Source organism: Phenylobacterium sp. (assembly GCF_041913825.1).
GTDB lineage: Bacteria > Pseudomonadota > Alphaproteobacteria > Caulobacterales > Caulobacteraceae > Phenylobacterium.
In genome coordinates, this window is record NZ_JAYSEO010000002.1 from 84,379 (window position 1) to 108,635 (window position 24,257).

The 24,257-nt window shown below is 70.9% G+C and carries 29 protein-coding genes; 20 read left to right on the forward strand and 9 right to left on the reverse strand.

The genetic code is table 11. From position 1 onward, the window contains the following. The first annotated feature begins 218 nt into the window (after positions 1-218). The 9 genes from ACE3Q8_RS01805 (at position 219) to ACE3Q8_RS01845 (ending at position 8,147) form a co-directional block, all read left to right on the forward strand. A complete protein-coding gene (locus ACE3Q8_RS01805) occupies positions 219-1,715 on the forward strand; it encodes a sensor histidine kinase (RefSeq protein WP_374468330.1) in 1,497 nt (498 codons plus the stop codon). Continuing rightward, positions 1,712-2,068, forward strand: a complete 357-nt coding sequence (locus tag ACE3Q8_RS01810) for a response regulator (protein ID WP_374468332.1) — start codon at positions 1,712-1,714, stop codon at positions 2,066-2,068. The genes ACE3Q8_RS01805 and ACE3Q8_RS01810 overlap by 4 nt, the downstream gene beginning before the upstream one ends. A 176-nt stretch (positions 2,069-2,244) precedes the next feature. Continuing rightward, positions 2,245-2,604 carry a DNA-directed RNA polymerase subunit omega gene (rpoZ, locus tag ACE3Q8_RS01815; RefSeq protein ID WP_374468621.1) on the forward strand — a complete coding sequence of 120 codons (360 nt, stop codon included), beginning with the start codon at positions 2,245-2,247 and terminating at the stop codon, positions 2,602-2,604. A 128-nt stretch (positions 2,605-2,732) separates the two neighbouring features. Then, positions 2,733-4,883: a bifunctional (p)ppGpp synthetase/guanosine-3',5'-bis(diphosphate) 3'-pyrophosphohydrolase gene (locus ACE3Q8_RS01820; protein ID WP_374468623.1), complete on the forward strand. Its 2,151-nt coding sequence runs from the start codon at positions 2,733-2,735 to the stop codon at positions 4,881-4,883. A 169-nt stretch (positions 4,884-5,052) separates the two neighbouring features. Further along, positions 5,053-5,637, forward strand: a complete 585-nt coding sequence (pyrE, locus tag ACE3Q8_RS01825) for an orotate phosphoribosyltransferase (protein WP_374468334.1) — start codon at positions 5,053-5,055, stop codon at positions 5,635-5,637. After that, positions 5,634-6,401: a pyridoxine 5'-phosphate synthase gene (locus ACE3Q8_RS01830; protein ID WP_374468335.1), complete on the forward strand. Its 768-nt coding sequence runs from the start codon at positions 5,634-5,636 to the stop codon at positions 6,399-6,401. Before pyrE ends, ACE3Q8_RS01830 begins: the two co-directional genes overlap by 4 nt. After that, complete coding sequence (gene acpS, locus ACE3Q8_RS01835) at positions 6,398-6,796, forward strand: holo-ACP synthase (RefSeq protein ID WP_374468337.1); 399 nt, start codon at positions 6,398-6,400, stop codon at positions 6,794-6,796. The genes ACE3Q8_RS01830 and acpS overlap by 4 nt, the downstream gene beginning before the upstream one ends. A 5-nt stretch (positions 6,797-6,801) precedes the next feature. Continuing rightward, a complete protein-coding gene (locus ACE3Q8_RS01840) occupies positions 6,802-7,863 on the forward strand; it encodes a serine hydrolase domain-containing protein (protein ID WP_374468339.1) in 1,062 nt (353 codons plus the stop codon). Positions 7,864-7,958: 95 nt separating this feature from the next. After that, positions 7,959-8,147: a hypothetical protein gene (locus ACE3Q8_RS01845; protein ID WP_374468341.1), complete on the forward strand. Its 189-nt coding sequence runs from the start codon at positions 7,959-7,961 to the stop codon at positions 8,145-8,147. Positions 8,148-8,151: 4 nt separating this feature from the next. Here ACE3Q8_RS01845 and ACE3Q8_RS01850 read toward each other — a convergent pair whose 3' ends face one another. The 3 genes from ACE3Q8_RS01850 to ACE3Q8_RS01860 form a co-directional block, all read right to left on the reverse strand. Beyond that, a complete protein-coding gene (locus ACE3Q8_RS01850; protein ID WP_374468343.1) occupies positions 8,152-8,835 on the reverse strand; it encodes a Crp/Fnr family transcriptional regulator in 684 nt (227 codons plus the stop codon). 94 nt (positions 8,836-8,929) lie between these two features. Then, on the reverse strand, positions 8,930-9,190 hold the full coding sequence (locus tag ACE3Q8_RS01855) for a hypothetical protein (protein ID WP_374468345.1): 261 nt from the start codon (positions 9,188-9,190) through the stop codon (positions 8,930-8,932). Then, on the reverse strand, positions 9,187-9,936 hold the full coding sequence (locus ACE3Q8_RS01860; RefSeq protein ID WP_374468346.1) for a Crp/Fnr family transcriptional regulator: 750 nt from the start codon (positions 9,934-9,936) through the stop codon (positions 9,187-9,189). Before ACE3Q8_RS01860 ends, ACE3Q8_RS01855 begins: the two co-directional genes overlap by 4 nt. 141 nt (positions 9,937-10,077) lie before the next feature. On the opposite strand from ACE3Q8_RS01860, the gene ACE3Q8_RS01865 reads away from it, so the two are divergent. Beyond that, the gene (locus ACE3Q8_RS01865; RefSeq protein ID WP_374468348.1) at positions 10,078-10,824 is read left to right on the forward strand and encodes a Crp/Fnr family transcriptional regulator; all 747 of its coding nucleotides are present in this window, start codon (positions 10,078-10,080) and stop codon (positions 10,822-10,824) included. 29 nt (positions 10,825-10,853) lie between these two features. Here the strand turns inward: ACE3Q8_RS01865 and ACE3Q8_RS01870 are convergent, their stop codons facing one another. Beyond that, positions 10,854-11,081: a hypothetical protein gene (locus tag ACE3Q8_RS01870; protein WP_374468350.1), complete on the reverse strand. Its 228-nt coding sequence runs from the start codon at positions 11,079-11,081 to the stop codon at positions 10,854-10,856. Positions 11,082-11,343: 262 nt separating this feature from the next. On the opposite strand from ACE3Q8_RS01870, the gene ACE3Q8_RS01875 reads away from it, so the two are divergent. Both ACE3Q8_RS01875 and ACE3Q8_RS01880 read left to right on the forward strand, forming a co-directional pair. Next, on the forward strand, positions 11,344-11,550 hold the full coding sequence (locus tag ACE3Q8_RS01875; RefSeq protein WP_374468352.1) for a hypothetical protein: 207 nt from the start codon (positions 11,344-11,346) through the stop codon (positions 11,548-11,550). Beyond that, a complete protein-coding gene (locus tag ACE3Q8_RS01880) occupies positions 11,547-11,795 on the forward strand; it encodes a hypothetical protein (RefSeq protein ID WP_374468354.1) in 249 nt (82 codons plus the stop codon). Before ACE3Q8_RS01875 ends, ACE3Q8_RS01880 begins: the two co-directional genes overlap by 4 nt. 7 nt (positions 11,796-11,802) lie before the next feature. Here the strand turns inward: ACE3Q8_RS01880 and ACE3Q8_RS01885 are convergent, their stop codons facing one another. Then, complete coding sequence (locus tag ACE3Q8_RS01885; RefSeq protein WP_374468356.1) at positions 11,803-12,708, reverse strand: EamA family transporter; 906 nt, start codon at positions 12,706-12,708, stop codon at positions 11,803-11,805. Between the two features lie 148 nt (positions 12,709-12,856). On the opposite strand from ACE3Q8_RS01885, the gene lepB (ACE3Q8_RS01890) reads away from it, so the two are divergent. The 6 genes from lepB (ACE3Q8_RS01890) to recO all read left to right on the forward strand — a co-directional run bounded on the left by lepB (ACE3Q8_RS01890) (position 12,857) and on the right by recO (position 17,999). Beyond that, on the forward strand, positions 12,857-13,627 hold the full coding sequence (gene lepB / locus ACE3Q8_RS01890) for a signal peptidase I (protein ID WP_374468358.1): 771 nt from the start codon (positions 12,857-12,859) through the stop codon (positions 13,625-13,627). A gap of 186 nt (positions 13,628-13,813) precedes the next feature. Next, positions 13,814-14,596, forward strand: a complete 783-nt coding sequence (gene lepB, locus ACE3Q8_RS01895) for a signal peptidase I (RefSeq protein ID WP_374468360.1) — start codon at positions 13,814-13,816, stop codon at positions 14,594-14,596. 3 nt (positions 14,597-14,599) lie between these two features. Next, on the forward strand, positions 14,600-15,331 hold the full coding sequence (rnc, locus tag ACE3Q8_RS01900; protein WP_374468362.1) for a ribonuclease III: 732 nt from the start codon (positions 14,600-14,602) through the stop codon (positions 15,329-15,331). Next, on the forward strand, positions 15,328-16,260 hold the full coding sequence (era, locus tag ACE3Q8_RS01905; RefSeq protein ID WP_374468364.1) for a GTPase Era: 933 nt from the start codon (positions 15,328-15,330) through the stop codon (positions 16,258-16,260). The genes rnc and era overlap by 4 nt, the downstream gene beginning before the upstream one ends. Positions 16,261-16,275: 15 nt before the next feature. Continuing rightward, complete coding sequence (locus tag ACE3Q8_RS01910) at positions 16,276-17,241, forward strand: glycosyltransferase (protein WP_374468366.1); 966 nt, start codon at positions 16,276-16,278, stop codon at positions 17,239-17,241. A 26-nt stretch (positions 17,242-17,267) separates the two neighbouring features. After that, the gene (gene recO, locus ACE3Q8_RS01915; protein ID WP_374468368.1) at positions 17,268-17,999 is read left to right on the forward strand and encodes a DNA repair protein RecO; all 732 of its coding nucleotides are present in this window, start codon (positions 17,268-17,270) and stop codon (positions 17,997-17,999) included. On the opposite strand, the gene ACE3Q8_RS01920 is transcribed toward recO, so the two are convergent. From ACE3Q8_RS01920 to ACE3Q8_RS01930, 3 genes are read right to left on the reverse strand one after another with little or no spacing between them, the layout of a single operon-like run. Next, positions 18,000-18,503 (reverse strand): hypothetical protein, encoded by a 504-nt coding sequence (locus tag ACE3Q8_RS01920; protein ID WP_374468370.1) that lies wholly within the window; start codon positions 18,501-18,503, stop codon positions 18,000-18,002. Continuing rightward, positions 18,500-19,684, reverse strand: coding sequence for a TonB family protein (locus ACE3Q8_RS01925; protein WP_374468372.1), 1,185 nt, complete (start codon positions 19,682-19,684; stop codon positions 18,500-18,502). The genes ACE3Q8_RS01920 and ACE3Q8_RS01925 overlap by 4 nt, the downstream gene beginning before the upstream one ends. After that, positions 19,677-20,042, reverse strand: coding sequence for a BlaI/MecI/CopY family transcriptional regulator (locus ACE3Q8_RS01930; protein WP_374468374.1), 366 nt, complete (start codon positions 20,040-20,042; stop codon positions 19,677-19,679). Before ACE3Q8_RS01930 ends, ACE3Q8_RS01925 begins: the two co-directional genes overlap by 8 nt. Positions 20,043-20,291: 249 nt before the next feature. On the opposite strand from ACE3Q8_RS01930, the gene ACE3Q8_RS01935 reads away from it, so the two are divergent. Then, the gene (locus ACE3Q8_RS01935) at positions 20,292-20,717 is read left to right on the forward strand and encodes a hypothetical protein (RefSeq protein WP_374468375.1); all 426 of its coding nucleotides are present in this window, start codon (positions 20,292-20,294) and stop codon (positions 20,715-20,717) included. Positions 20,718-20,817: 100 nt separating this feature from the next. After that, entirely contained in the window at positions 20,818-23,088 is a 2,271-nt protein-coding gene (parC, locus tag ACE3Q8_RS01940) for a DNA topoisomerase IV subunit A (RefSeq protein ID WP_374468377.1), read from the forward strand. 152 nt (positions 23,089-23,240) lie between these two features. On the opposite strand, the gene ACE3Q8_RS01945 is transcribed toward parC, so the two are convergent. After that, complete coding sequence (locus ACE3Q8_RS01945) at positions 23,241-24,218, reverse strand: hypothetical protein (protein ID WP_374468379.1); 978 nt, start codon at positions 24,216-24,218, stop codon at positions 23,241-23,243. Positions 24,219-24,257: the final 39 nt, after the last annotated feature.

The window sequence follows — 24,257 nt, forward strand, 5'->3', positions numbered from 1 at the left end:
GAGGGGCTCGGGTCTTACGCGGCGCCGGGGGCCGCCGCACTAACTTGTGAGGGTTCGCCCCGGCCGGGCCGCGCCGCCACGTCTGGCTTGCTGGCTGCCCCCGCCGGCGTCTAACAGAGGCCGACGCTCGCGCGGTTGGCTCCGGGGCGGGGGCCGGGCGTTCAGGGTGATCATGGTCGACGGCGCAGGCAGGCGTCCGGCCCGAAGCTGGAGCGGACGTGAGCGTCGGAGTCGAGTTGCAGGCGGGCGAGGAGTCCGCGCGTTTTCCGGTGGGCGGCGGCGAGCTGGGCGAGCTGATCCGCCGGTTCGACTGGAGCGCCACCAGCCTGGGCCCGATCTCCGGCTGGCCGCCAGCCCTGCGCACCGCCACCAATATCGTGCTGCGGAGCCCGCTGCCCCTGGTCATGCTGTGGGGCCCCGACGGCGTGATGATCTACAACGACGCCTATTCGGTGTTCGCTGGCCAGCGCCACCCCTGGCTTCTGGGCTCCAAGGTGCTGGAGGGCTGGGCCGAGGTGGCCGACTTCAACCGTCGCGTCCTCGAGGTCGGCCTGGCCGGCGGCACGCTCTCGTTCAAGGACCAGGAGCTCACCCTCTACCGCAACAACCGGCCCGAGCAGGTGTGGATGGACCTGAACTACGGCCCGGTGCTCGGCGACGACGGCCGCCCGGCCGGCGTGCTGGCCATCGTGGTGGAGACCACCGACAAGGTCATGGCCGAGCTGCAGCTCCGGGAGAGCGAGAGCCGCTTCCGCCACCTGGCTGACAACGCCCCGGTCATGGTCTGGGTCACCGAGCCGGACGGCGCCTGCAGCTTCCTGTCCAGGTCCTGGTACGACTTCACCGGCCAGCAGCCCGCCGAAGCCCTGGGGTACGGCTGGCTGGAGGCCACCCATCCCGACGACCGGGCCGAGGCGCAGCGGGTCTTCGTCGAGGCGAACCAACGGCGCGAGCCGTTCCGCCTGGAGTACCGGCTGCGCCGGGCCGACGGCGTCTACCGCTGGGCCATCGACGCGGCCGTCCCGCGGCTGGGCGAGCACGGCGAGTTCCTGGGCTACGTGGGCTCGGTGCTCGACATCGAGGACCGTCGCCAGATCGAGGAGCACCTGCGGCTCGTCATCAATGAGCTGAACCACCGGGTGAAGAACACGCTGGCCATGATGCAGGCGCTGGCGGCCCAGAGCTTCCGGAACGCCGACGACCTGGCCCAGGCCCAGGCCAACTTCACCGGCCGGGTGATGGCGCTGTCGCGCGCCAACGACCTGCTGACCAGCGAGCGCTGGGCGGGCGCCTCGCTGGAGGAGGTCGTCCGCCAGAGCCTGGCCATCTACTGCGAGGGCGCCTCGGACCGCCTGGAGGTCTCCGGCGCGCCGGTCCAGCTCTCGTCCAAGACCGCGCTGTCGCTGTGCATGGCGCTGCACGAGCTGGCCACCAACGCCGTGAAATACGGCGCCTGGTCCTCGCCGCAGGGCCGGGTCGTGGTCCGCTGGGAGGTGGACGGGCCCAAGGAGGCCCGCCGCCTGCGCCTCACCTGGCGCGAGCAGGGCGGTCCGCCGGTCGTCCCGCCCGCCCGCCGGGGCTTCGGCTCGCGGCTCATCGAGCGCGGCCTGGCCGCCGAGCTCGGCGGCCGGGTGGAGCTGGTGTTCGAGCCGCAGGGCCTGGTCTGCCGGGTCGACGCCCCGCTGATCCCGGACGACGGAGACCCCGCCCCATGACCCGGCCGCTGCGCATCCTGGTCGTCGAGGACGAGATGACCATCGCCCTGCTCATCGAGGACATGCTCACCGACCTCGGCCACGAAGTGGTGGGCCTCGCCATGCGCCTGCCGCAGGCCCTGCAGATGGCCGACGCCCAGCCCTGCGACTTCGCCATCCTCGACATCAACCTCGACGGGCGGTTTTCCTTCCCGGTCGCCGAGCGCCTGCAGGCCCGGGGCGTGCCCTTCATCTTCGCCAGCGGCTACGGCTCGGCCGGGCTCGAGCCGCCGTGGCGCGGCGCCGTCACCGTCATCCGCAAGCCGTTCCAGCTCCAGGACCTGGCCGGCGCCATCGCCCAGGCGGCGGCCTAGCCCCGGCGTCGCCCAGCGCCCGCAGGCGCGCGCGGATCAGCGGCTCACCGGGTCTCGCCCACCAGCCCGGTTGGGCCCGGCCGGCCGGAAACACCGGCCGAGCTCGTTTTGCGGCGTTGCACAATGGGGAGCGAACCTCTATTTTCTCCGGTTCTATCCTCCCGCAAGAGAGCTCCATGGCCCGCGTCACTGTCGAAGACTGCATCGAAAAGGTCCCGAACCGGTTCGCCCTCGTGCTGCTGTCGGCCCATCGCGCCCGCGCCATCTCGGCCGGTTCGCAGCTTCTGGTCGATCGCGACAACGACAAGAACCCGGTCGTGGCCCTGCGCGAGATCGCGGACGACGTGGTCGACGCCGACGAGCTGAAGGAAACCCTGATCGGCACGCTGCAGCGCGTCGACGAGCGTTCGGAAGCCGAGGAAGAGGCCGAGACCCTGGCCCTGCTCGCCGATCCGACCCACATGCAGATGAGCGAGCTGGAACTGGTCCGCGCCCTGCAGAGCGACCGCGACGGCGGCCAGGAGGAGCGGTACTGAGCCCCGAAGGCGCAGACCCCCTCACTCTTCCGGCGGCGGCCCAACCCGCCGCAGCGCCCAAGGACGCCCAGCCGCCGCCGGCAGCCGCCGCGGCGGCGAAGCGTCCCAAGTTCCTCCGCCAGTTCGAGCTGATCGAGAAGGTCCGCTCCTACGACCCTACCGCCGACGAGGCGCTGCTCAATCGCGCCTACGTCTACGCCATGCGGATGCACGGCGCGCAGAAGCGGGCGTCCGGCGACCCCTACTTCGCCCACCCCATCGAGGTGGCGGGCATCCTCACCGACTACCGCCTCGACACCGAGACCATCGTCACGGCGCTGCTGCACGACGTGATCGAGGATACCCCGGTCACCCGCAAGGAGATCGAGGAGCTGTTCGGCGCCGAGATCGCCGAGCTCGTCGAGGGCGTCACCAAGCTCTCCAAGCTGGAGTTGTCCTCCGAGCACCTGCGCCAGGCGGAGAACCTCCGGAAGTTCATCCTCGCGATCTCCCGGGACGTGCGCGTGCTTCTCGTGAAGCTGGCCGACCGGCTCCACAACATGCGCACGCTCCACTTCATCTCCAGCCCCGCCAAGCGGGAGCGGATCGCGCGCGAGACCCTCGACATCTACGCCCCGCTCGCCCGCTCGATCGGCGTCCACCGCATCTGCACCGAGCTGGAGGAGCTCGCCTTCGAGCACCTGAACCCGGTGGCCCGGGACGCCATCTACCGCCGGCTCGACGCGCTGCGCCACGAGCAGGGCGGGGCGGTGGCCCTGGTCAGCCAGGAGGTGGCCAACAAGCTGGAGCACGGCGGCATCCCGGCCCGCGTCTTCGGCCGCGAGAAGCACCCCTATTCGATCTGGCGGAAGCTCCAGCGCAAGTCGATCGGCTTCTCCCAGCTCTCCGACATCTATGCCTTCCGGGTGATCGTCGACACCGAGGAGGACTGCTACCGCGCGCTGGGCGTCATCCACCGGGCGTGGCCGGCGGTGCCCGAGCGGTTCAAGGACTTCATCTCGACGCCCAAGCGGAACAACTACCGCTCGCTGCACACCACGGTCGTGGGCCCGAAGGGCATGCGGATCGAGATGCAGATCCGCACCGAGGCCATGGACCGGGTGGCGGAGGAGGGCGTGGCCGCCCACTGGCGCTACAAGGACCAGTCCTACGGCTTCGATCAGGACGCCCAGAAGGAGGCCGGCGGCCGCGACCCGCTGGTCAACCTGCGCCACCTCGTCCAGGTGCTGGAACACGGTGGCGACGCCGAGGAGCTGGTGGAGCACGCCAAGCTCGAGATGTTCCTCGACCAGGTGTTCGTCTTCACGCCGAAGGGCCAGCTCGTCAGCCTGCCGCGCGGGGCCATGCCCCTCGACTTCGCCTACGCCGTCCACACCGATATCGGCGACACCGCCATCGGGGTGAAGATCAACGGCGAGCTGAAGCCGCTCCGCACCGTGCTGCAGAACGGCGACGTGGTGGAGGTCATCCGCGGCGGCAAGCCCACCGTGCCGCCCGACTGGCGCTCGCTCACCGTCACCGGCCGCGCCCGGTCGGCCATCCGCCGGCACATCCGCCAGACAGAGAAGGAGGAGTTCCTCCGTCTCGGCCGCGCCACCGTCGACCAGACCTTCGAGGCCGCCGGCAAGAGCCGCAAGGAAGTCTCCCTGCGCCCGGCCATGGAGCGCTTCGCCGCCGCCACCGAGGAAGACCTGTTCGAGGCCGTCGGCCGCGGCCGGGTCTCGCCGCCCCAGGTGCTCGAGACCGTCTTCCCAGGCCTGAAGCCCACCGAGCGCGAGGCCGCCGCCGCCCGCGGGCGAATCGAAGACGGCAAGTCCGCCCGGCTCTACGTCCGCGGCGGCGGGCTCACCCCCGGCGTCACCCTCCACTTCGGCGCCTGCTGCTCGCCGGTGCCCGGCGACCGGATCGTCGGCATCCTGGAGAGCGACGGCACGGGCCTCACCGTCCACACCATCGACTGCGAGCAGCTCGAGGCCTTCGAGGATCGCGAGGAGCTGTGGCGCGACCTGCAGTGGACGCCTGAGGCCGAACGCAACGCCATCGCCCGCGCCAAGCTCACGGCCACCATCCGCAACGCGCCGGGCGTGCTCGGCCAGGCCTGCACCATCATCGGCGAGGCCGGCGGCAATATCGTCGGGGTGCGCATGCACCACCGCCAGGCCGACTTCTTCGACGTGGACTTCGACGTCGACGTCAACGACGCCCGGCACCTCACCCACATCGCCGCCGCGCTGCGCGCCAACCCCAGCGTCGAAACCGTCGACCGGGTGAAGGGCTAGGGGACAGTTCCTCCCCCGCAGGGGGAGGTGGCCCGGAGGGCCGGAGGGTGTCCGCTCGAACCGCGGCTCCGACCGCCTCAGTCAGCTTCGCTGCGAGCTCCCCCGGAGGGGGAGCAACTTGCCCGGCCGACCTTCCGCACCGCCTCGAACGGGATTATCTCCGGTTTCCATGAACACCGAAGACGTCCTCAACGAGTTCCGCGGCGCCGGCGCCCTGCGCGAAGGCCATTTCGTCCTGTCGTCCGGCCTGCACTCGGGCGTCTTCCTGCAGAAGAACCTGGTCTTCCAGTATCCGGAGCGCACCGAGCGCCTGTGCAAGGCGCTGGCGGCGAAGATCCGCGAGACGGTGGGCGAGGTGGACTGCTGCATCTCGCCGGCCGTGGGCGGCATCATTCCCGGTTACGAGACGGCCCGCCACCTGGGCGTGCCCTCCATGTACGTCGAACGGGAAGGGGGCGAGTTCAAGCTCCGCCGGGCCTTCCAGATCGAGCCGGGCGCCCGCGTGGCCATGGTCGAGGACATCGTCACCACCGGCCTGTCCTCCCGCGAGTGCGTCGACGCAATCCGCAAGGCCGGCGGCGAGGTGGTGGTCGCCGCCTGCATCGTCGACCGCTCGGGCGGCCGGGCCGATCCCGGCGCGCCGTTCGTGGCGCTCGCGCGGCTGGACGTTCCGGCCTATCCCGCCGACCAGCTCCCGCCCGAGCTTGCCGCCATCCCCATCGAGGACCCCGGCAGCCGGAGGCTGAACAAGTGACCGCGAAGTCCGCGCTCAGGCTGGGCGTCAACATCGACCACGTGGCCACGGTGCGGAACGCCCGCGGCGAGAGCTATCCCGACCCGGTGCGCGCCGCCGAGATGGCCCTGGCCGCCGGGGCCGACGGCATCACTGCCCACCTGCGCGAGGACCGCCGGCACATCTCGGACGCCGACATCGACCAGCTCGCGGTGATCTGCCGCCGCCGCGGCCGTCCGCTGAACTTCGAGTGCGCCGTGACGCCGGAGATGGAGGCCATCGCGCTCGCCCACCGGCCGCACGCCGCCTGCCTGGTGCCCGAGCGGCGTGAGGAGGTGACCACCGAGGGCGGCCTGGACGTCGCCGGCGGCCACAACCGCATCGCCCCGGTGATCGGCCGGCTGGCCGACGCGGGCATCCGCGTCTCCTGCTTCATCGACGCCGACCCTGCCCAGGTGGCCGCCGCCAGGTCGGCCGGCGCCCAGGTGGTCGAGCTGCACACCGGCGCCTACTGCGAGGCCGTGCGCCACCGCGATCCGGCCGCCGGCCAGATCCTCGAGGGCCTGAAGGCCGCCGCCCGCGAGGCGGCTCGCCTCGGCCTGGAGGTCCACGCCGGCCACGGCATCGACTACGAGACCGTGAAGCCCGTGGCCGCCATCCCCGAGGTGATGGAGCTCAACATCGGCCACTTCCTGATCGGCGAGGCGATCTTCATCGGCCTGGGCCCCGCCATCCAGCGGATGCGCGCCCTGATGGACGAGGCCCGCGCCCAGGTGGCCGCGTGATCATCGGCATCGGCTCGGACCTGTCCGACATCCGCCGTGTCCAGGCGAGCCTGGATCGCTTCGGCGACCGCTTCCGCCACCGCGTCTTCACCGAACTGGAGCGCGCCCGCTCGGACCGCAAGACCGACGCGGCCTCCAGCTACGCCAAGCGCTTCGCCGCCAAGGAGGCCTGCGCCAAGGCGCTCGGCACCGGCATGCGCCGGGGCGTCTTCTGGCGGGACATGGGCGTGGTGAACCTCCGCTCCGGCCAGCCGACCATGGCGCTGACCGGCGGGGCGCTGAAGCGGCTGGAGGAGATCACCCCGCCGGGCATGAAGGCGCACATCCACCTGTCGCTCACCGACGACCATCCCTACGCCCAGGCCTTCGTGATCATCGAGGCGCTGCCTATCTAGACGGGATGCCCACCCGTCGCGCCGCAGCCGCCGGCCTGCTCTCCGCCACCTTCGTCCCGCTCGCCGGCTGCGGCGAGGCCGCCCCGCGGGCCGCCGCTGCCGCCGCGCCGCCGCCGCGCCGTCCGGGCCTCGACGCCCGCCGCCTGGCCGAGGGCGTGGACGCCGCCGGGCGCCTGCCGCAGCTCCGCAGCCTGATCGTCGCCCGCGACGGCGAGGTCGCCTTCGAGCGCGCCTTCCGCGGTCCCGGGCTCGACACCCCGGTCAACGTCAAGTCGGCGTCGAAGACCGTGCTCGCCTCGGTGACCGGCGCCGCCATCGCCCGCGGAGAGCTCGCCCTCGACCAGCCGGTCGCACCGATCCTCGGCCGCCGCGTGCCCGCCGCCGCCGACCCCCGCGTGCGCCGGATCACCGTCGAGCACCTGCTCTCGATGGAGGCCGGGCTCGAGCCCACCTCCGGCGCCAACTACGGCGCCTGGGTCTCCAGCCGCGACTGGGTGGGCTATGCGCTGTCGCGGCCGTTCGTCGACGAGCCCGGCGGGCGGATGCTCTACTCCACGGGCGCCTCGCACATCCTCTCGGCCGTGCTCACCGCCGCCACCGGCCGCTCGACGCTGGAGAACACCCGCGCCTGGCTCGGTGGCCCCCTGGGTGTCGAGATCCCGGCCTGGACCCGGGACCCGCAAGGGATCTACTTCGGCGGCAACGAGATGGCGCTCTCGCCCCGCGCCCTGCTGGCCTTCGGAGAGATGCATCGCAACGGCGGCCTCCACGCCGGCGTCCGTGTCCTGCCCGAGGCCTTCGTCCGCGACGCCTGGCGCTCCCGCGGCGGGCGCTCGCCCTGGACCGGCTACACCTATGGCCTCGGCTGGTGGCTGCGCGAGGCGGCGGGGCATCCCGTCGCCTTCGCCTGGGGCTACGGCGGCCAGATGGTCTACGTCGCCCCGACGCTGGGCCTGACCGTGGCCATGACCTCCGACCCGGCCGCGCGCGGCGTGCAGGGCCACGTCCAGGCGCTGCACGCGATCTTCGACCAGGCCTTCGTCCCGGCCGCTCTGCACGGCGCCTGAATGCTCAAATCCTAACCTGGTTTATTTCCCGAGACGGGCGGAGCGGGCAGGCTGAGCATGGGAGGGGGCCTTCACGCGCGGATCAGGAGGACGGATTGCGCTACGAGGTCACGGTGACCAGGAATGGTCAGTATTTCTGCGGGGCCACGCTTCGCTGCAGCGACGGCGAAACCGCGCTGCGGCGGTTCCAGGACCTGCCGCTGCCGGAAGGCGAGGCCGAGCTGCGCCGCGGCGGCCGGCTGGTGGCCCGCCGGGCCGCACGCCTCGATCGCACGGCCTCCTGAGGCGTCAGGCGGCGATGTCGGGAAGCTGGAGGTAGCAGGGGTCGAACTCCCCGGCCGCCTTCAGCCCCGGCCAGTTGCGCACCAGGATCTGCCGCCCCTGGACCGCCACCAGCCCGTCGCGCTGCAGGGCGCGCAGCACGCGGTTGGTGTGCACCACCGACAGCCCCAGCGAGTCGCTGAGATGCGTCTGGGTGGCGGGGAAGGGGCAGGCCCAGCCGTCGCATTCCCCCACCGCCCGTAGCCTCGTGAACACCTCGCACAGCAGGTGCGCCACCCGCCGGTAGGCCGTCCGGCGGCCCATCCCCACCATCCAGGCCCGATAGATCGCGGCCTCGACCAGGCTGATCTTCCACAGCGCCTGGGCCACCTGCGGGTGGTCGGCCATGATCTGCTGCAGCGCGACGCGCGGGATCACCTCCACCTCGCCGGCGCTCAGCGCGCAGACGCTGTAGTCCACGCCGATGAACAGCCGCTGCAGGTCGAGCAGGTCGCCCGGCGCGTGGAACGACAGGATCTGGCGCCGCCCGTCCGGCAAGGTCTTGTGGCGGAAGGCCTGGCCGTCCACCAGCAGCAGCAGGCTCTCGCCCACGGGCTCGCCGTCCTCCACCAGGTCGGTCCCGGAGCGGAAGCTCCGCCGCGCGCCGCTCAGCGCCTGCACCGCGCGTCGGGCCGCATCGTCCAGAGGCATATAGTTTTCAAGGTTCGCGAGGAATCGCCCGGCCATTCCCCTTGCATGGACGGGCGCGCCGAGAACCCGAATTAACTGGGTTAAGGTCGTCCGCTTACGGCCAGTAGCGGCCGCCGAAGCCGTCGGCCAGGCGCTCGCGGATCCAGCTCTCCGCCGTGTCCAGGTCGAAGAAGGCGGGCGGGTTCGGCGCGTCTAGGCTGCCGAACCCCTTCTCCAGGAACCAGTGGCCGGCCATCTCGCCCTGCGCGCTCGACAGGCGGACCAGCACCGCCACCAGGTAGTCGTCCCGCCAGACGAGCCGGGCTTCCCCGTCCTCGCCGCTCGCCACAAGCGCGGGTTGGAAGGTCAGGTTCACGCGGCCGCCACATCCCTCAGGTGGAGGTAGCCCGCTTCGAAGTCGCCGGCCGCCTTGAGCTGTTCCCAGTCGTTGATCGCCATGTACCGGCCGCTGGAGGAGATCAGCCCTTCGCGGCGGAGGTCCTGCAGCACCCGGTTCACGTGAACAGAGGAAAGCCCCAGCGCGTCCGCCAGTTCCGCTTGCGTCACGGGCAGGGGGAAGCGCAGCTCCTCCGTCAGCCCCAGCGCCCGCATCCGCACATAGATCTCGCAGATCAGGTGGGCGATCCGCTGCCGCGCGCTCCGCCGCCCGACTCCGGCCAGCCATTCCCGGAACACGGCCGCGTCGATCAGGGTGTCGCGCCAGCAGGCGCCGGCCACCTCCGGATAGGTGCGGATCACCTGGTCCATGGCGGCGTGCGGGATGAAGGCCATCTGCACCTCGGTCATCGCCAGGATGCTGTGGTCCATCACCGGCAGGTGCAGGCTCTGGAGGTCGGGAACGTCGCCGGGGATGTGGAACGACAGGATCTGCCGCTGGCCGTCGCCGAGCATCTTGTAGCGGCAGGCGAAGCCCTCGACGAGCAGCCCGCATTCCAGTGGCCGGTCGCCCTGGCTGACCAGGTCGGCGTTCTCGGGGAAGCGCTTCAGGCGGTAGGGGAGGGCGAGCAGCGCCTGCTCGGCGGCGCTCGGAAGGTTCGCGATGGTGCGCAGTTTCGCGACCAGACGCGCCGTCACCGGCGCCGGTGTTCCGGATGGCTTCAAGGGGATCTCCGCGAGGCCTGGACGTCCGAACGCCGGGGCGGAGCTGGTTGGGCGGACCTCCCCTTTATCTTAGGCGTTCGCGCAACAACCGCGGCTTACATAGGTTAAGGGCAGGAGCCATCCGCCTTCGGGAGGATCACGATGCCGACTCCCATGGTCCGCAAGCTGCGCCACGGCGCGGAGCTCTCAGAAGCCGACGAGCAGGCGCTGTTCCAGGCCTGCGCCACGGTGAAGGAGGTCCCGGCGCGGGCGAACCTGATCCAGGAGGGCGACCGGCCCCACGAGGTCCACGTGGTGCTCGAGGGCTTCGCCTGCCGCTTCAAGATGCTGCCCGACGGCGGCCGGCAGATCATGGCCTGGCTGGTGCCGGGCGACTTCTGCGACCTGCACGTGGCCATCCTGGGCGAGATGGACCACAACATCGGCACGCTCACCCCCTCGCGCATCGGCGCGATCCCGCGCGACCAGGTGGAGCGGCTGTCCAGCACCAGCCCGCAGCTCTCGCGCGCCCTGTGGTGGGCCACCCTGGTGGACGAGGCGATCCTCCGGGAATGGCTGGTGGCCATGGGCCGCCGCCCGGCGGAACGGCAGATCGCCCACCTGTTCTGCGAGCTCCTGGCCCGGCTCGAGGCGGTGGGCGCGAGCGACGGCCGCAGCGTCGAGCTCCCGGTCACCCAGACCGACCTGGCGGACACCGTCGGCCTCTCGAGCGTGCACGTGAACCGCGTCCTGCAGCAGCTCCGCGCCGAGGAGCTGATCGAGTGGCGCGAGAAGACCCTGACCATTCTCGACCGCCCGCGCCTGGAGGCCCTGGCGGAGTTCAACCCCAACTACCTCCACTATATCCGCCGCCGCCCGGAGGTCGTGTCGGGCCGCCGCCAGGCGTGACGCGGGCTGCGGCCGGTGGCGCGTCGAGGTTACGGACGGCGACGGCGCCCTACGGCTTCGCCCGACGTTCGTGGCCGAGCGGGCCGGTCGCCAGGCCGGACCCCGCAGCCATCGGGCGGGGCGTCCCAGAGCGTCGCCGCCAGCCGCCATTCGTTCGCCATCCAGAGCCACTCGCGGGCGTCCGCGGACTCCGGCCTCTCCTGCGCCCGGAACTCGCACTCCTCGGCCTTCGACAGGCAGAACTCGAACGACAGCATCCGTCGACTCTACGACGGAGCCCGGGGGCCGCGCCTTCACATCGGGCAAGCCGCTGTCGCTTTTCCGTCGGGCGGCTCGCCTGGCGCGCCGCCGGGCCCCAGATCTCGCCGGTCCGGCGCGCCGCGTCGGCAAATTCTCGCCTGGGATTCGCGGCTGCCTCTTCCGGTCGCCGTCGAGCATTCCACCGTTCCCCGAGACTCGTCTTGCCAAAGAATATTATGAAAACTCTGACACCGGCGCCTTCGTGTGCTACGGTAAATCATGAGAATGACACAGGAACGGGCCGTCCTCACGGTTGTCCGACACGATGGCGCCTGGGCGGTGGAGCTCGACGGCGAGTTCTTCGGCCATTCGCCCGACAAGGAAGTCTGCAAGGCCGCCGCCAACCGGCGCGCCCGGTCCATGCAGGACGACGGCCGCGCCTGCCAGGTGCGGGTCATGGGCGAGCACGGCTTCTTCGCGTCATGAAGGCCGCCGTCCGACCCTCCGTGGCGCTGCGCTTCCGGCGCGAGATCGAGGCGGCCGAGGCCGCCGGGGTCGCCCGCGGCGACATGCGCCTCCTGCTCACCCTGGGCGAGCTGAACCAGCTCCGCCGCGACGCCAGCGTCGGCCTGGAGGACATCAGCTTCGCGGGCGGCGTGATGCGCTACCTCGGCGTCGAGGTGCAGCAGGGCGGCGTCGCCGCCAGCAGCCTGCAGCAGCCGGGCGGCTGATCCCGGCCTAGGCCGGCTCGCCCGACACCATCGCCCGGCGCTTCCAGGCCGGCCACAGGGTGTTCAGCGCCAGGCCCGCCAGCACCAGCAGCGCCGCCAGCAGCTTCCAGGCGGTCAGCGGCTCGTTCAGCAGGAGCGCCGAGGCGCCCATGCCGAACACCGGCACCAGCAGCGACAGCGGCGCGATGGTCGCCGTCGGGTGCCGGGCCAGCAGCCAGGCCCAGGCGGTGTAGCCGAAGATGGTGTTCCCCACCGACTGCCAGAGCACGGCGCTCCAGGCGCCGGCGTCCGCATGCGCGATCGCTCCGCTCACCGCCGGCCAGCCCTCGAAGGCGATGGCGAGCGCGAACAGCGGCGGGGCCGAGAAGATCGACGCCCAGACCACATAGGCCAGCATGTTCACCGGCCCGGCCCGCCGCGCCACCGTGTTTCCGCCGGCCCACGACAGGGCCGCCACCAGCACCAGGGCGATGCCCAAGGGGCGCGCGTCGGCGTTGGCGTGGATCATCAGCGAGGCCAGTCCCGCCGCGGCCAGGCCCAGGGCGGCGAGCTGGAACCGCTGCACCCGCTCGCCGGCCATCAGCATGGCGAAGCCGATGGTGAAGAAGGCCTGGGTCTGCACCACCAGGGACGCCAGGCCCGGCGAGATCCACTGGGTCATCGCGATGTAGAGCATGCCGAACTGCCCGACCCCGATCAGCACGCCGTAGGCCGCCAGGTTCCACCACGGCACGGCCGGCCGCTTCAGGAAGAACACCGCCGGCAGCACCGCGAAGGTGAACCTCAGCGCCGCGAAGGTCAGCGGCGGCAGGTCGTCCAGCCCCCAGCGGATGACCACGAAGTTGGTCCCCCATACCGCCACCACCGCGAGCGCGAGCAGGGCGTGGAGCGGGGGCAGGGCGGGCCGGGTCATGCGGCCGATATGGCCGCAGCGCTGCCGTTTGGATAGTCCCCCGCGCGTCCCGCGGGCGTCCGTGTGACCACAAGTTCATGGGCGCCGGCCGCCCGGCTGTCGTAACACAGGAGCGCCGGAGTCGGCCGGCGCAGCGGAGGATCGCCGTTTGAGCAAGTCCAGGTCGCCGTCGGGCGCCGCCAACGAGTTCGCCGAGGTCCTGAAGACCATCCTCTGGGCGCTGGCCATCGCGCTCGTGCTGCGCGTCTTCCTGCTGCAGCCCTACACCATCCCCTCGGCCTCCATGGAGCCGAACCTCTATGAGGGCGACTACATCGTGGTCACCAAGTGGAGCTACGGCTATTCCCGGCACTCCGCGCCGTTCAGCCCGCCGCTGTTCGAGGGCCGCGTCCTGGCCCGCGCGCCGCAGCGCGGCGACGTGGCGGTGTTCAAGACCCCGCGCGACAACCGGACCGACCTCATCAAGCGGGTGGTCGGCCTGCCCGGCGACCGCATCCAGATGCGCGGCGGCGTCCTCTACCTGAACGGCGAGGCGGTCCCGCGCGCCCTGGTCGATCCGCCGCCCCGCGAGATCGCCACGTCGATGTCCTGGCGCGGCGGCGGCGGCCGCCTCTACCGCGAGACCCTGCCCGGCGGCCGCGCCTACCTCACCCAAGACTACGGCCCGGACAACCCGTACGACGACACCGAGGTCTATGTGGTCCCCGAGGGCCACTACTTCATGATGGGCGACAACCGCGACAACTCGGCCGACAGCCGGGTCCCGGTCGCCGCCGGCGGCGTCGGCTACCTGCCCGAGGAGAACCTCGTCGGCCGCGCCCGCATCGTCCTCGTCTCCTGGAAGCCGGGCGCCTCGATCCTCAAGCCCTGGACCTGGTTCAACCTCGACACCGCCCGCTTCCTCCGCCCGCTGGGCTGACCGCATCCTCCTCTCCCCGGAGGCGCAGCCCGAGGGGAGAGGGCCGGGAGAGGCGCGGCGCGGGCGGCGGGACTCCTCCGGCCGCGCGCGAGGGGGCTCCACAGCACACGCCCCCACCTTGCCCCCGCACCCGCCAGCGCGTAACGACACCCACGTCCGGCCCGCCGGAGTCACGCAGGGACCACCATGAGCGAGAACGTGCAGGCCGCGCAGCCCGAGGGGAAATCCAGCGCCGTCAGCGAGATCGTCGAGATCGTGAAGACGGTGATCTACGCCCTGCTGATCGCGCTCGTCCTGCGCGTGCTGTTCTTCCAGCCCTTCACCATCCCGTCGGCCTCCATGGAGCCGAACCTCTACGAGGGCGACTACATCATCGTCTCGAAGTTCAGCTACGGCTACTCGAAGCACTCCGTGCCGTTCAGCCCGCCCGTCTTCGAGGGCCGGGTTCTGGGCCGCGCGCCGGCCCGCGGCGACATCGTGGTCTTCAAGCTGCCCCGCGACGGCCACACCGACTACGTCAAGCGGGTCATCGGCCTGCCGGGCGACCGGATCCAGATGCGCGACGGCCTGCTCTATCTCAACGGCGAACAGGTCCGCCGTCAGGCCGAAGGAACCTTCCGCGAGCAGTCCGGCTACGGTTTCGAGCGCGACGTCACGCGCTTCCGCGAGACCCTGCCCGGCGGCCGCACCTACATGACCAACGACTTCGGCCCCGAGCACGACCTCGACGACACCGAGATCTACGTGGTGCCCGAGGGCCACTACTTCATGATGGGCGACAACCGCGACAACTCCTCCGACAGCCGGGTCATCCCCGAGGCCGGCGGCGTCGGCTACGTCCCGGCCGAGAACCTGGTCGGCAAGGCGCAGATCATCCTGCTGTCGTGGAAGCCTGGGGCCTCCATCTTCAAGCCGTGGACCTGGGTGCTCGACGCCCAGCCCAGCCGCTTCTTCCACCTTCTGAAGTAATCGATGAATACGCGTGAGGCCGCCGTCGCCGAGCTCGAACGGCGCATCGGCTACCAGTTCCACGACCGCGACCTCCTGGAGCGTGCGCTCACCCACGCCAGCGTGGGCGACGGGGCCCGTTCGGTGCGCCACAACGAGCGGCTGGAGTTCCTGGGCGACCGGGTTCTGAACCTCTGCGCCGCGGAGCGGCTGATGGCGCTCGATCCCGACGCACGGGAAGGCGAGATGAGCCGGCTCCTGGCGTCCCTCGTGAACTACCACGCCTGCGCCCGGGCGGCGAAGCGCTGCGGCCTGCCCGAGGCGCTGCGCATGAGCGCCTCGGCGACCAAGGTCGGGGCGCGCAAGTCCGACGCCGTGCTGGGCGACGCCTGCGAGGCGCTGATCGCGGCCCTCTACATCGACGGCGGGCTGGAGTGCGCCCGGGCCTTCTTCCTGAAGTTCTGGCAGGAGGAGTTCGCCCGCCTGGACGAGCCGCGCTCGAAGGATCCCAAGACCCAGCTCCAGGAGTGGGCGCAGGGCCAGGGCTTGCCCCTGCCGGCCTATGAGATCATTTCCCGGGAGGGGCCGGATCACGCACCGTCCTTCACCGTTCAGGTGACGGTGGAGGGCTTCCCGCCCGAGCAGGCCCAGGGCCGCTCGCGGCAGGACGCCGAGAAGGCCGCCGCCCAGCAGATGCTGCTCAAGCGCGAAGGACCCGAACCGAACATGTCGGACCGCCAGTTGGACGACGAATGAGCCGCGCCGGTTTCTGCGCCATCATCGGCGCGCCCAACGCCGGCAAGTCGACGCTCACCAACCGGCTGGTGGGCGCCAAGGTGTCGATCGTCACCCAGAAGGTGCAGACGACCCGCTTCCCCGTGCGCGGCGTGGCCATCGAGGGCGACGTCCAGATCGTCCTGGTCGACACCCCCGGCATCTTCCAGCCGCGCCGGCGCCTGGACCGCGCCATGGTGCGCGCCGCCTGGGGCGGGGCCGAGGACGCCGACGCCGTGGTCCACCTGGTGGACGCCGCCGCCGAGATCGCCGCCGGGACGCCCGAGGGCAAGCCCGCCGACCGCCGCGCCGCCCAGGACGTCGAGGCCATCGTGGACGGCCTGAAGAAGTCCGGCCGCAAGGCCATCCTGGCGCTCAACAAGGTCGACCAGGTCAAGCGCGAGAACCTGCTGGCGCTCTCCCAGCGCCTCTTCGAGGCGGGCGTCTACGACGAGGTCTTCATGATCTCGGCCGTATCCGGCTCCGGCGTGGACGACCTCAAGGCGCGGATCGCCGCGCTGATGCCGGAGAACCCCTGGTTCTACCCCGAGGACCAGACCGCCGACCTGCCGGCCCGCCTGCTGGCGGCCGAGATCACCCGCGAGAAGGTCTACCTCCGCGTCCACGAGGAGCTGCCCTATTCGGCCGCCGTGGAGACCACCAAGTTCGAGGATCGCAAGGACGGCTCCATCCGCATCGAGCAGACCATCTACGTCGAGCGGGAGAGCCAGCGGCCGATCATCCTGGGCAAGGGCGGCCAGACCCTGAAGTGGATCGGCCAGAAGGCCCGCGAGGAGCTCACCGCCATCCTCGACCGCCCGGTGCACCTCTTCCTCCACGTCCAGGTGGACGAGCGCTGGGCCGACAAGCGCGAGTTCTACGGCGACATGGGCCTGGACTATGACGTCTGAGGGCCTGCGCCGCCGATGAGCCGCATCGTCTACATGGCCGTGTCCGGGGGTGGCATCGCCGGCGGGCACAAGATGATCATCCGGCACGTGGAGACCCTGCGCGAGCTGGGCTTCGACGCGGCCTGCTACACCAACCCGAAGAACGTCGTGCCGAGCTGGTTCAAGCATGACGCGCCGTTCCTGATCGGCGGCGGTCTGAAATCCGGCGACATCATTGTGGTCCCCGACGACGAGACACCCGCCCTGCGCGACCTGGTGGCGCGCCGATATCCGGTCGTCGTCTTCGCGCAGAACCCCTACTACGCGGCCTCGAGCGGTGGCCTGGACGCGATCGCGGCCTACCCGCCGGAGAAAGCCCCGCCGGTGATCGCCGTGGCTCCGCGGCTGGCCGCCACCTTCCGACGCGCGTTCCCGGACAACGTCGTCGAGATCGTGCCCTGCTTCGCCGACGAGCGCCTGTTCCGGCCGACGGCGGACAAGGCGGCCGAGGTCGCCCTCGTGCCGCGCAAGCGCCCGGTGGAGGCCGCCGCAATCCAGGCCTTCTATCGCCGGCTGATCCCGGGGCGGCTTCAGCTCGACTGGCGCGAGCTCAAGGGCGCCACGGAAGAGCAGGTGGCGCAGGCCTTCGCCCGCGCGGGGCTGTTCCTCAGCCTCAGCCACCTGGAATCCGTCGGCATGACGCCGCTCGAGGCCATGGCCAGCGGCTGCCTGGTGGCGGGATTCACCGGCGTGGGCGGTGAGGCTTACGCGACGCCCGAGAACGGCTTCTGGGTCCCGTCCGAGGACTGCGAGGCCGCGGCCGACGCGCTCGCCCGGGCCGCCGACATCTTCCTCACCGGCGGGCCGGAGCTGGCGCGCCGCCGGGAGGCGGGGTTCGAGACCGCCCGCCAGTGGTCCCACGCCCGCTTCCGCGACGCGCTGGAAGAGGTCTGGATGCGGCTGGCGCCCCAGGCCCGGGTGCGCAGCGCCGCCTCGGCCTGAGCCGCGTCTTGCCCTAGGGTGTCGGCATGGAATTCGAGGACGACGCCTTCGTGCTCCAGGCCCGCGCCCACGGCGAGTCCGGGGCCATCGTCGAGCTCCTGACCGAGCGGCACGGCAAGTACGCCGCCCATGTGGCCGGCGGCTCCTCGCGGCGCATCAAGCCCTTCCTGCAGCCGGGCGCCCAGGTGATCGCGCGCTATCGCGCCCGGGTCTCCGACCAGCTCGGCTCCGCCAGCCTCGAGCCGGTGGGGGAGGGGCCGGCCGCTCTGTTCGACGACCGGCTGGCGCTCGTCGGCCTTCAGGCGGCGGCCGCCGTGGCCGCCGGCGCTCTGCCCGAGCGCGAGCCGCACCCGGGCGCCTACTACGCCTTCGAGGCGCTGACCCGCGCCCTGGTTCACCCGGAGGTCTGGCCCGCCGTCTTCGTCCGCTTCGAGGCCGGCCTGCTGCAGGAGCTGGGCTTCGGCCTCGACCTTTCGAAGTGCGCCGCCACCGGCGCCGTGGACGACCTCGTCTGGGTCAGTCCCCGCACCGGCCGCGCCGTCAGCCGCGAAGCCGGTGAGCCTTATAAGGACCGGCTCCTGCCGCTGCCGGGTTTCCTGCTGGCCAGCCAGGCGGGGCTCGGGCCCGGCGACGTGAAGGCCGGCCTCGACCTCACCGCCCACTTTCTCGAGGCCTTCATCTTCAACCCGCTGAACCGTCCCCTGCCGCCGGCCCGCCTGTGGCTGGTTGACCGCCTCGCCGAAGCGGGGCGGCTCTGATCAGCGCGCCGCGGGGCGCGGCGTGCTCACGCCCGCCGCGCGGAACAGCGGCTCGATGCGCGCCCGCCTGTCGGCGTCGAACACCGCTGGCGCACGCGCCTTCAATGCCGCCGCGAGCTGCGCCTTTGCGGCCTCCGCCAGCGGGAAGGCCGGCGGCTCGCCGGGCCCGAGCGGCGCGTCGCCCTCCGCCGCGTCGGGCAGCTTCTCCACCTGCGGTTCGCTGCAGGCGAACAGGCCGGTGATCGAGGTGAAGCACACCTGCCGCTGCACGAAGCCCTGGAAGCTCCAGGCGTAGGCGAGCGGCGCCTCGGGATCGGCCGCCGGCCGGGTCACGCGCACCGCGCCCGACACGAACAGGGCCTGGCGGATCAGCGCCTGCTCGGCTTGGGGACCCTTCACCAGCCGGCGCGGCAGGTCGCTGGCCGCCACCACCTCCGACACCTCCTGCCGGCGGATCACCACCACGCCCGGCGGCTCGGGCGGGATGTCGGCGGAGGCCATCATCCCGGGATCAGGAAGCGGATCGGGATCCGCACCTCCGCCCCGGCCGTGGACGCGCCGTCGGAGGCGGTCGTGGTCATCCGGAACCGGTCGGAGAGCCGCAGCGCGGCCTCGCCGAAGCCCGCGCCGGCGGGGTCCTCCTTGAGCAGGGCGCAGCGCTCCAGCCGCCCCTCGCCGTTCACCCGGCAGGTGATCAGGGCCAGCCCGCCCAGGTTCTGCGCCGCCGCTTGCGGCGGATAGACGTCGGCGATGTCGGCGCCGGTCGGGCGCTCCACCCACTGCGGCGCTCCGACCTCGGCCGGCTTGCCGCCGGCCGCCCAGGCGGCGCCGGCGCAGGCGGCGGCGAGAGACGCCACGGCCGCCAGGCCGAGCCGCCGGCGCGAGCGGGCGGGCAGGGGAGACTTCAGCATGGCGATCCTCTCTTTCAGGGGGTGTTGCGATGCGGGCGGCCAGTGGCAGCCGAGGGGCAGCGGCTGGCTGCCGATCTGGGTCTTCAGGAGCAGTTCGCCGTAGAGCCGCCGCGCTTTCGGGAAGCGCGCCAGCACGGCGGCGTCGCAGGCCAGCTCCTGGTCGACGCGAAGCGCGCGCGCGGCCAGGTGCGCCGCCGGATTGAACCAGCACAGGGCCTGGACGGCCGCGAGGGCGGCGTTGACCAGGGCGTCGCCGCCCCTCAGGTGCGCCCGCTCGTGCGCCAGGATCACCTCGCGCTCGGCCGGGTCGAACCGTTGCTCGAAGTCGCTGGGCGTCACGATCCGCGGCCGCAGCGCGCCGACCACCGCCGGCCCCGCGTCGGGACGGGCCGCGCGCCAGACGCCGCCGGGCGCCGGCTGCAGCCGTCCCAGGCCGCGCACGAACTGCGCCTGCCGGAGGGCGGTCCAGGCGATCGCCGCCGCAGCCCCGGCCAGCCACAGGCCGATCCAGAGCTCCGCCGCGGCCCCGCCGGCCGTCGCGCGGGGGATCGCCCGAGCCACCGCCTCCGTCGCTTCGGCCACGAACGGCAGGGTCTGCGCCGCCGGCCGCGGCGCCAGGGCCGCGAGGCTCGCCGCCAGCGGCAGCGCCCACAGCGCATAGGCTACTCGGGCTCCGAACGCTCGCCGCACCGGCGCGCGCAGCACGAGCGTCAGGCCCACGGAAAGGGCGAGCGCCAGGTTGACCCGCAGGAGGGTCGCCAGGACCTCACTCATCGTCCAGCTCCGCCACGAGCCGCTTCAGCTCGGCCACGTCCTCGGCCGTCAGTCGGCCGCTCTTCGAGAAATGGCTGACCAGCGGGGCCACGCGCCCGCCGAACAGCCGGTCGACCACCGTCCCGCTCTCCGTCGCAAGCCAGGCGTCCCGGGTCAGCCGGGGCCGGTAGAGGTAGCGCCGGCCCTCGCGCTCGGCGTCCACCGCCTTCTTCTTCAGGAGCCGGTTGATCAGGGTCTTCACCGTGGCCTCGGTCCAGCCCTGCGGGCCGGCCACCTCGGCGGCCACGTCCTCGGCCGTGCGCGGGCTCTTCCGCCATAGGGCCTCCATCACCACGCTCTCGGCGCCGCTGATCCGCATCGATGTTTACGTCCGTAATCGTTGGCCTGACGATTACGCCCGTAATCGATCCTGTCAACCGCTGTTCGATGTGCTAGAAGCGCCGCCATGCTTCGCCGCGCGAACCAGACCCAGCAACAGCAACGCCAGCCCATGGCGGTGTTCGCGCGCGTCTGACCTCCCACCGAGAAGCAGGCCCCGCAAACCCCGCTCCGGCGGGGTTTTTGCTGCGCGCCGCCCCGCCGAGCCCCACGCTACAGGAGCTCGACCATGCCGCCCCATCATCCCTTCACCGAGGCCGACATCGCCCGCATCGGCGAAGGCGTCGCCGCCCGCACCCTGCCGAAGCCCGAGTGGACCCACGCCGCCCACTTCGCCGCCGCCGTCTGGCTGCTCGCCCAGCCGGGCCGCGACGCCGTGGCCGAGATGCCGGGCCTGATCCGCGCCTACAACGCCGCCGTCGGCACGCCCAACACCGACAGCGAGGGCTACCACGAGACCATCACCCAGGCCTCGCTGCGCGCCGCCCGCGCGGCGCTCGTGGGCCGCACCCCGGCGGAGGCCCTGGCGGCGCTGCTCGCCGGGCCGTGCGGCCGCTCCGACTGGCTGCTCGCCCACTGGTCCCGAGCTCGGCTGTTCAGCGTCGAGGCCCGCCGCGCCTGGGTGGCTCCCGACCTCGCGCCCCTGCCGTTCTGAGCGAATGATGTGGAAGGTCCGCCGCGCCGCAGGGACGCGCGCGCGGCGGACCGCTATGACTGAGGGTCGAACCCTTCCGATTCTGCCTGACTGACCGCCCATGCCCCTCGACGTGCCCCCGCCCGAAACCGACGATCCCGCCGACAACGACGGCCCGGGGATCATCCGCGAGCCGTTGGCCGAGGCGCTCAGCCGCCGCTACCTGGCCTATGCGCTCAGCGTCATCACCGACCGCGCCCTGCCGGACGTGCGCGACGGCCTGAAGCCCGTGCAGCGGCGCGTGCTCTACGCCATGCGCGAGATGCGCCTGAACCCCGAGGCCGCCGCCCGCAAGTGCGCCAAGGTGGTGGGGGAAGTCATGGGGGGCTACCACCCCCACGGCGACCAGGCGATCTACGACACCCTGGTCCGCATGGCCCAGTCCTTCGCCCAGCGCTATCCGCTGGTCGACGGCCAGGGCAACTTCGGCAACATCGACGGCGATAACCCCGCCGCCATGCGCTACACCGAGGCCAAGCTGACGGCCGCGGCCATGCTGCTGCTCGACGGCATCGACGAGGACGCGGTCGACTTCAAGCCGACCTACGACGGCGCCGACGAGGAGCCCGTGGTCCTGCCCACCGGCTTCCCCAACCTGCTGGCCAACGGCACCACCGGCATTGCGGTCGGCATGGCCACCTCGATCCCGCCGCACAACGCCGGCGAGCTGATCGACGCCTGCCTGCTGCTGCTCGACCAGCCCGACGCCTCCACCGAGGCCCTGATGGCCCACGTCCAGGGCCCCGACTTCCCCACGGGCGGCGTCATCGTCGAGCCCCGCGCCAGCCTGCTCGAGACCTACGACACCGGCCGCGGCGGGGTGCGCCTGCGCGCGCTGTGGGAGAAGGAGGACCTCGGCAAGGGGACCTGGCAGATCGTCGTCACCCAGGTGCCCTACCAGGTGAAGAAGGCCGACCTGGTGGAACAGCTCGCCGGCCTGATCGAGACCAAGAAGGCTCCGCTGCTCGGCGACGTGCGCGACGAGTCCGCCGAGGACGTCCGCCTGGTGCTCGAGCCCAAGAGCCGCAACGTCGAGCCGGAAGTGCTCATGGAGAGCCTGTTCAAGCTCTCCGACCTCGAGACCCGCTTCAGCGTCAACCTCAACGTCCTCGACGCCCGCGGCACCCCGGGCGTCATGAACCTGCGCCAGGCCCTCAAGGCCTTCCTCGACCACCGTCGCGAGGTGCTGGTCCGCCGCGCCCGCAACCGGCTCGCCAAGATCGAGGCCCGCCTCCACATCCTGGACGGCCTGGTCATCGCCTACCTCAACCTCGACGAGGTGATCCGCATCGTCCGCTACGAGGACGAGCCCAAGGCCAAGCTGATCGCCGCCTTCGACCTCACCGAGATCCAGGCCGAGGCCATCCTCAACACGCGCCTGCGCCAGCTCGCCCGCCTGGAGGAGATGGAGCTGCGCCGCGAGCACGCCGAGCTCTCCGAGGAACGCGACGGCATCAACGCCATGCTGGCCTCCGACAAGGCCCAGTGGAAGCTGGTGGGGCAGGGGCTCAAGGACACCAAGGCCCAGCTGGGCGCCCTCAACGACCGCCGCTCGATCTTCGCCGACGCCCCCCAGGTCGACACCGAGGCCGCGCTCGCCGCCACCATCGTGCGCGAGCCGATCACCGTCATCCTGTCCGAGCGCGGCTGGATCCGCGCCGCCAAGGGCCGCGTGGAGGACCCGTCGGAGCTGAAGTTCAAGGAGGGCGACAAGCTCGCCTTCCTGGTCCCGGCCGAGACCACCGACAAGCTCCTGATCTTCGCCTCCGACGGCCGCTTCTTCACGCTCGCCTGCCACACCCTGCCGGGCGCCCGCGGCCACGGCGAGCCGCTGCGCCTGATGATCGACCTCGACGACAAGGTGGGCATCCTCGACGTCTTCACCCACCGCCCGGGCGGCAAGCGCGTGATCGCGTCAAAGGAGGGCTACGGCTTCATCCTGCCCGAGGACGAGGCCATCGCCTTCCGCCGCGCCGGCAAGCAGGTGCTGAACGTCTCCAGCGCGAACGGCAAGAACGCCGCCCAGGTCTCCCTCCCTCTGACCGGCGACCACCTGGCCGTCGTCGGCGACAACGGCAAGATCCTGATCTTCCCCGCCGACGAGCTCCCCGAGATGCCCCGCGGCAAGGGCGTCAAGCTCCAGACCTACCGCGAAGGGGGCCTGCGCGACGCCCTGGTCTTCACCGCCGAGCAAGGCGCCGCCTGGACCACCGCCGACGGCCGCACCCGCCAGTGGCCCGAATGGCGCGAGTGGGTCGGCCGCCGAGCCGCGGCGGGCAAGCTGGCGCCGAAGGGCTTCCCGGCGACGAAGCGGTTCAGGCCGAAGGGCTGAGTTCCTTTCCTAATGGCGGCGCGGGGTCGCGTAAGCCCAGCGGGTTCGCGACCCACAACGGGACCCACCAGGCTGCGGGCCAAGCGGGTGGTGGAGCCCGCCTCAAGTCGGCATCAAAAGCCAGCGGGTAGCGCAGGGCTATCTCACCTTAGCTAGTCGATTGGCGTTTCTAGAATTCCGACTGCGATCACACGGATGGGCTCTCCAGACCGATCCCGCACAAAGTACGCTTTCAGATTAACCATATCGCGCTTCATGTTATCGATGAGTTGTTGCCGGATCACAGGTAGCAAATCGGAAGGTATGCTGAAGCTGAGAGTCTTTGTGCCATTTTCGATCTTCAGTTTACCACAGCCGTTATCCTTGTTGAATTGCGTAATGTCTCCAAGAATAGAACTCAAATCCTCATCAACGATAGCGGTTTCGATCTCCTGCGCCATCTTTTGATCCAGGAACAAAACGGACTGTCGTCGTTCTCCTATTGATGAGGTGATTTCAAGCGTGTCAGCGCTTCTCCGGAGTGCCGTGGCCATTTCGCTAATCAACGGCGCCGACATCGCAATCAACTTTTGCCCGCGCGCAAAGTCGATCTTCGAGATCGCGGCCTCACTCTCAGCTAGGCGCCGCTCCCGGAAAATTTCAGCGATTCTGCGCTTAACGAGCTCCTGTACATTCGTCGGCAGCCTTGAAATGAAGCTGCTATCCAGCATTGTTGCGTCAACCAGCTGATCTAGCGCGGCAATGGCTGTCGCCCCACTTCCGTCTGCAGTGACGACGTGTGCGGCCGGCGAGATCGTTTGCGCTATACTGTTCTCGTCAATCTTTTCTATAATCCGCTCAGTGACGTAGGAGAGAAGATCTCCCAGGGGCACATTTAAGAATGCATTATCGTCGAGGTTAGAATCATCTTCAACATTGACATTGAACGAACCGTCTGAGTGCGTGACGAGTTGGATATCTATGTTCGAGTTATTCGTGATTTTTTTTACGAAGCGGCCGCTCTTTCTAAATTGAGCTAGCTTCACCATCAGGCGTGCGGCGGCGTACTGGAAGCGTGCCGACTCGTAGAAGTTCATTCTGTGCTTGTCGGCGAGCGATCCTTCAAAGTGGAAGGTCATAGCTTCAGGCATGTACTTGTCGTTCTCCTCGGCAGCCGGCGCCGCCTTGAT

What these genes read in the sequence shown, in the direction of transcription:
- ACE3Q8_RS01810 (WP_374468332.1), top strand. Translation starts at nt 1,712, where the DNA reads ATGACCCGGCCGCTGCGCATCCTGGTCGTCGAGGACGAGATGACCATC.
- rpoZ (WP_374468621.1), top strand. Translation starts at nt 2,245, where the DNA reads ATGGCCCGCGTCACTGTCGAAGACTGCATCGAAAAGGTCCCGAACCGG.
- pyrE (WP_374468334.1), top strand. Translation starts at nt 5,053, where the DNA reads ATGAACACCGAAGACGTCCTCAACGAGTTCCGCGGCGCCGGCGCCCTG.
- ACE3Q8_RS01840 (WP_374468339.1), top strand. Translation starts at nt 6,802, where the DNA reads ATGCCCACCCGTCGCGCCGCAGCCGCCGGCCTGCTCTCCGCCACCTTC.
- ACE3Q8_RS01850 (WP_374468343.1), bottom strand. Translation starts at nt 8,835, where the DNA reads ATGCCTCTGGACGATGCGGCCCGACGCGCGGTGCAGGCGCTGAGCGGC.
- ACE3Q8_RS01865 (WP_374468348.1), top strand. Translation starts at nt 10,078, where the DNA reads ATGCCGACTCCCATGGTCCGCAAGCTGCGCCACGGCGCGGAGCTCTCA.
- ACE3Q8_RS01870 (WP_374468350.1), bottom strand. Translation starts at nt 11,081, where the DNA reads ATGCTGTCGTTCGAGTTCTGCCTGTCGAAGGCCGAGGAGTGCGAGTTC.
- ACE3Q8_RS01875 (WP_374468352.1), top strand. Translation starts at nt 11,344, where the DNA reads ATGAGAATGACACAGGAACGGGCCGTCCTCACGGTTGTCCGACACGAT.
- ACE3Q8_RS01880 (WP_374468354.1), top strand. Translation starts at nt 11,547, where the DNA reads ATGAAGGCCGCCGTCCGACCCTCCGTGGCGCTGCGCTTCCGGCGCGAG.
- ACE3Q8_RS01885 (WP_374468356.1), bottom strand. Translation starts at nt 12,708, where the DNA reads ATGACCCGGCCCGCCCTGCCCCCGCTCCACGCCCTGCTCGCGCTCGCG.
- lepB (WP_374468360.1), top strand. Translation starts at nt 13,814, where the DNA reads ATGAGCGAGAACGTGCAGGCCGCGCAGCCCGAGGGGAAATCCAGCGCC.
- rnc (WP_374468362.1), top strand. Translation starts at nt 14,600, where the DNA reads ATGAATACGCGTGAGGCCGCCGTCGCCGAGCTCGAACGGCGCATCGGC.
- era (WP_374468364.1), top strand. Translation starts at nt 15,328, where the DNA reads ATGAGCCGCGCCGGTTTCTGCGCCATCATCGGCGCGCCCAACGCCGGC.
- ACE3Q8_RS01910 (WP_374468366.1), top strand. Translation starts at nt 16,276, where the DNA reads ATGAGCCGCATCGTCTACATGGCCGTGTCCGGGGGTGGCATCGCCGGC.
- recO (WP_374468368.1), top strand. Translation starts at nt 17,268, where the DNA reads ATGGAATTCGAGGACGACGCCTTCGTGCTCCAGGCCCGCGCCCACGGC.
- ACE3Q8_RS01920 (WP_374468370.1), bottom strand. Translation starts at nt 18,503, where the DNA reads ATGATGGCCTCCGCCGACATCCCGCCCGAGCCGCCGGGCGTGGTGGTG.
- ACE3Q8_RS01925 (WP_374468372.1), bottom strand. Translation starts at nt 19,684, where the DNA reads ATGAGTGAGGTCCTGGCGACCCTCCTGCGGGTCAACCTGGCGCTCGCC.
- ACE3Q8_RS01930 (WP_374468374.1), bottom strand. Translation starts at nt 20,042, where the DNA reads ATGCGGATCAGCGGCGCCGAGAGCGTGGTGATGGAGGCCCTATGGCGG.
- ACE3Q8_RS01935 (WP_374468375.1), top strand. Translation starts at nt 20,292, where the DNA reads ATGCCGCCCCATCATCCCTTCACCGAGGCCGACATCGCCCGCATCGGC.
- parC (WP_374468377.1), top strand. Translation starts at nt 20,818, where the DNA reads ATGCCCCTCGACGTGCCCCCGCCCGAAACCGACGATCCCGCCGACAAC.
- ACE3Q8_RS01945 (WP_374468379.1), bottom strand. Translation starts at nt 24,218, where the DNA reads ATGCCTGAAGCTATGACCTTCCACTTTGAAGGATCGCTCGCCGACAAG.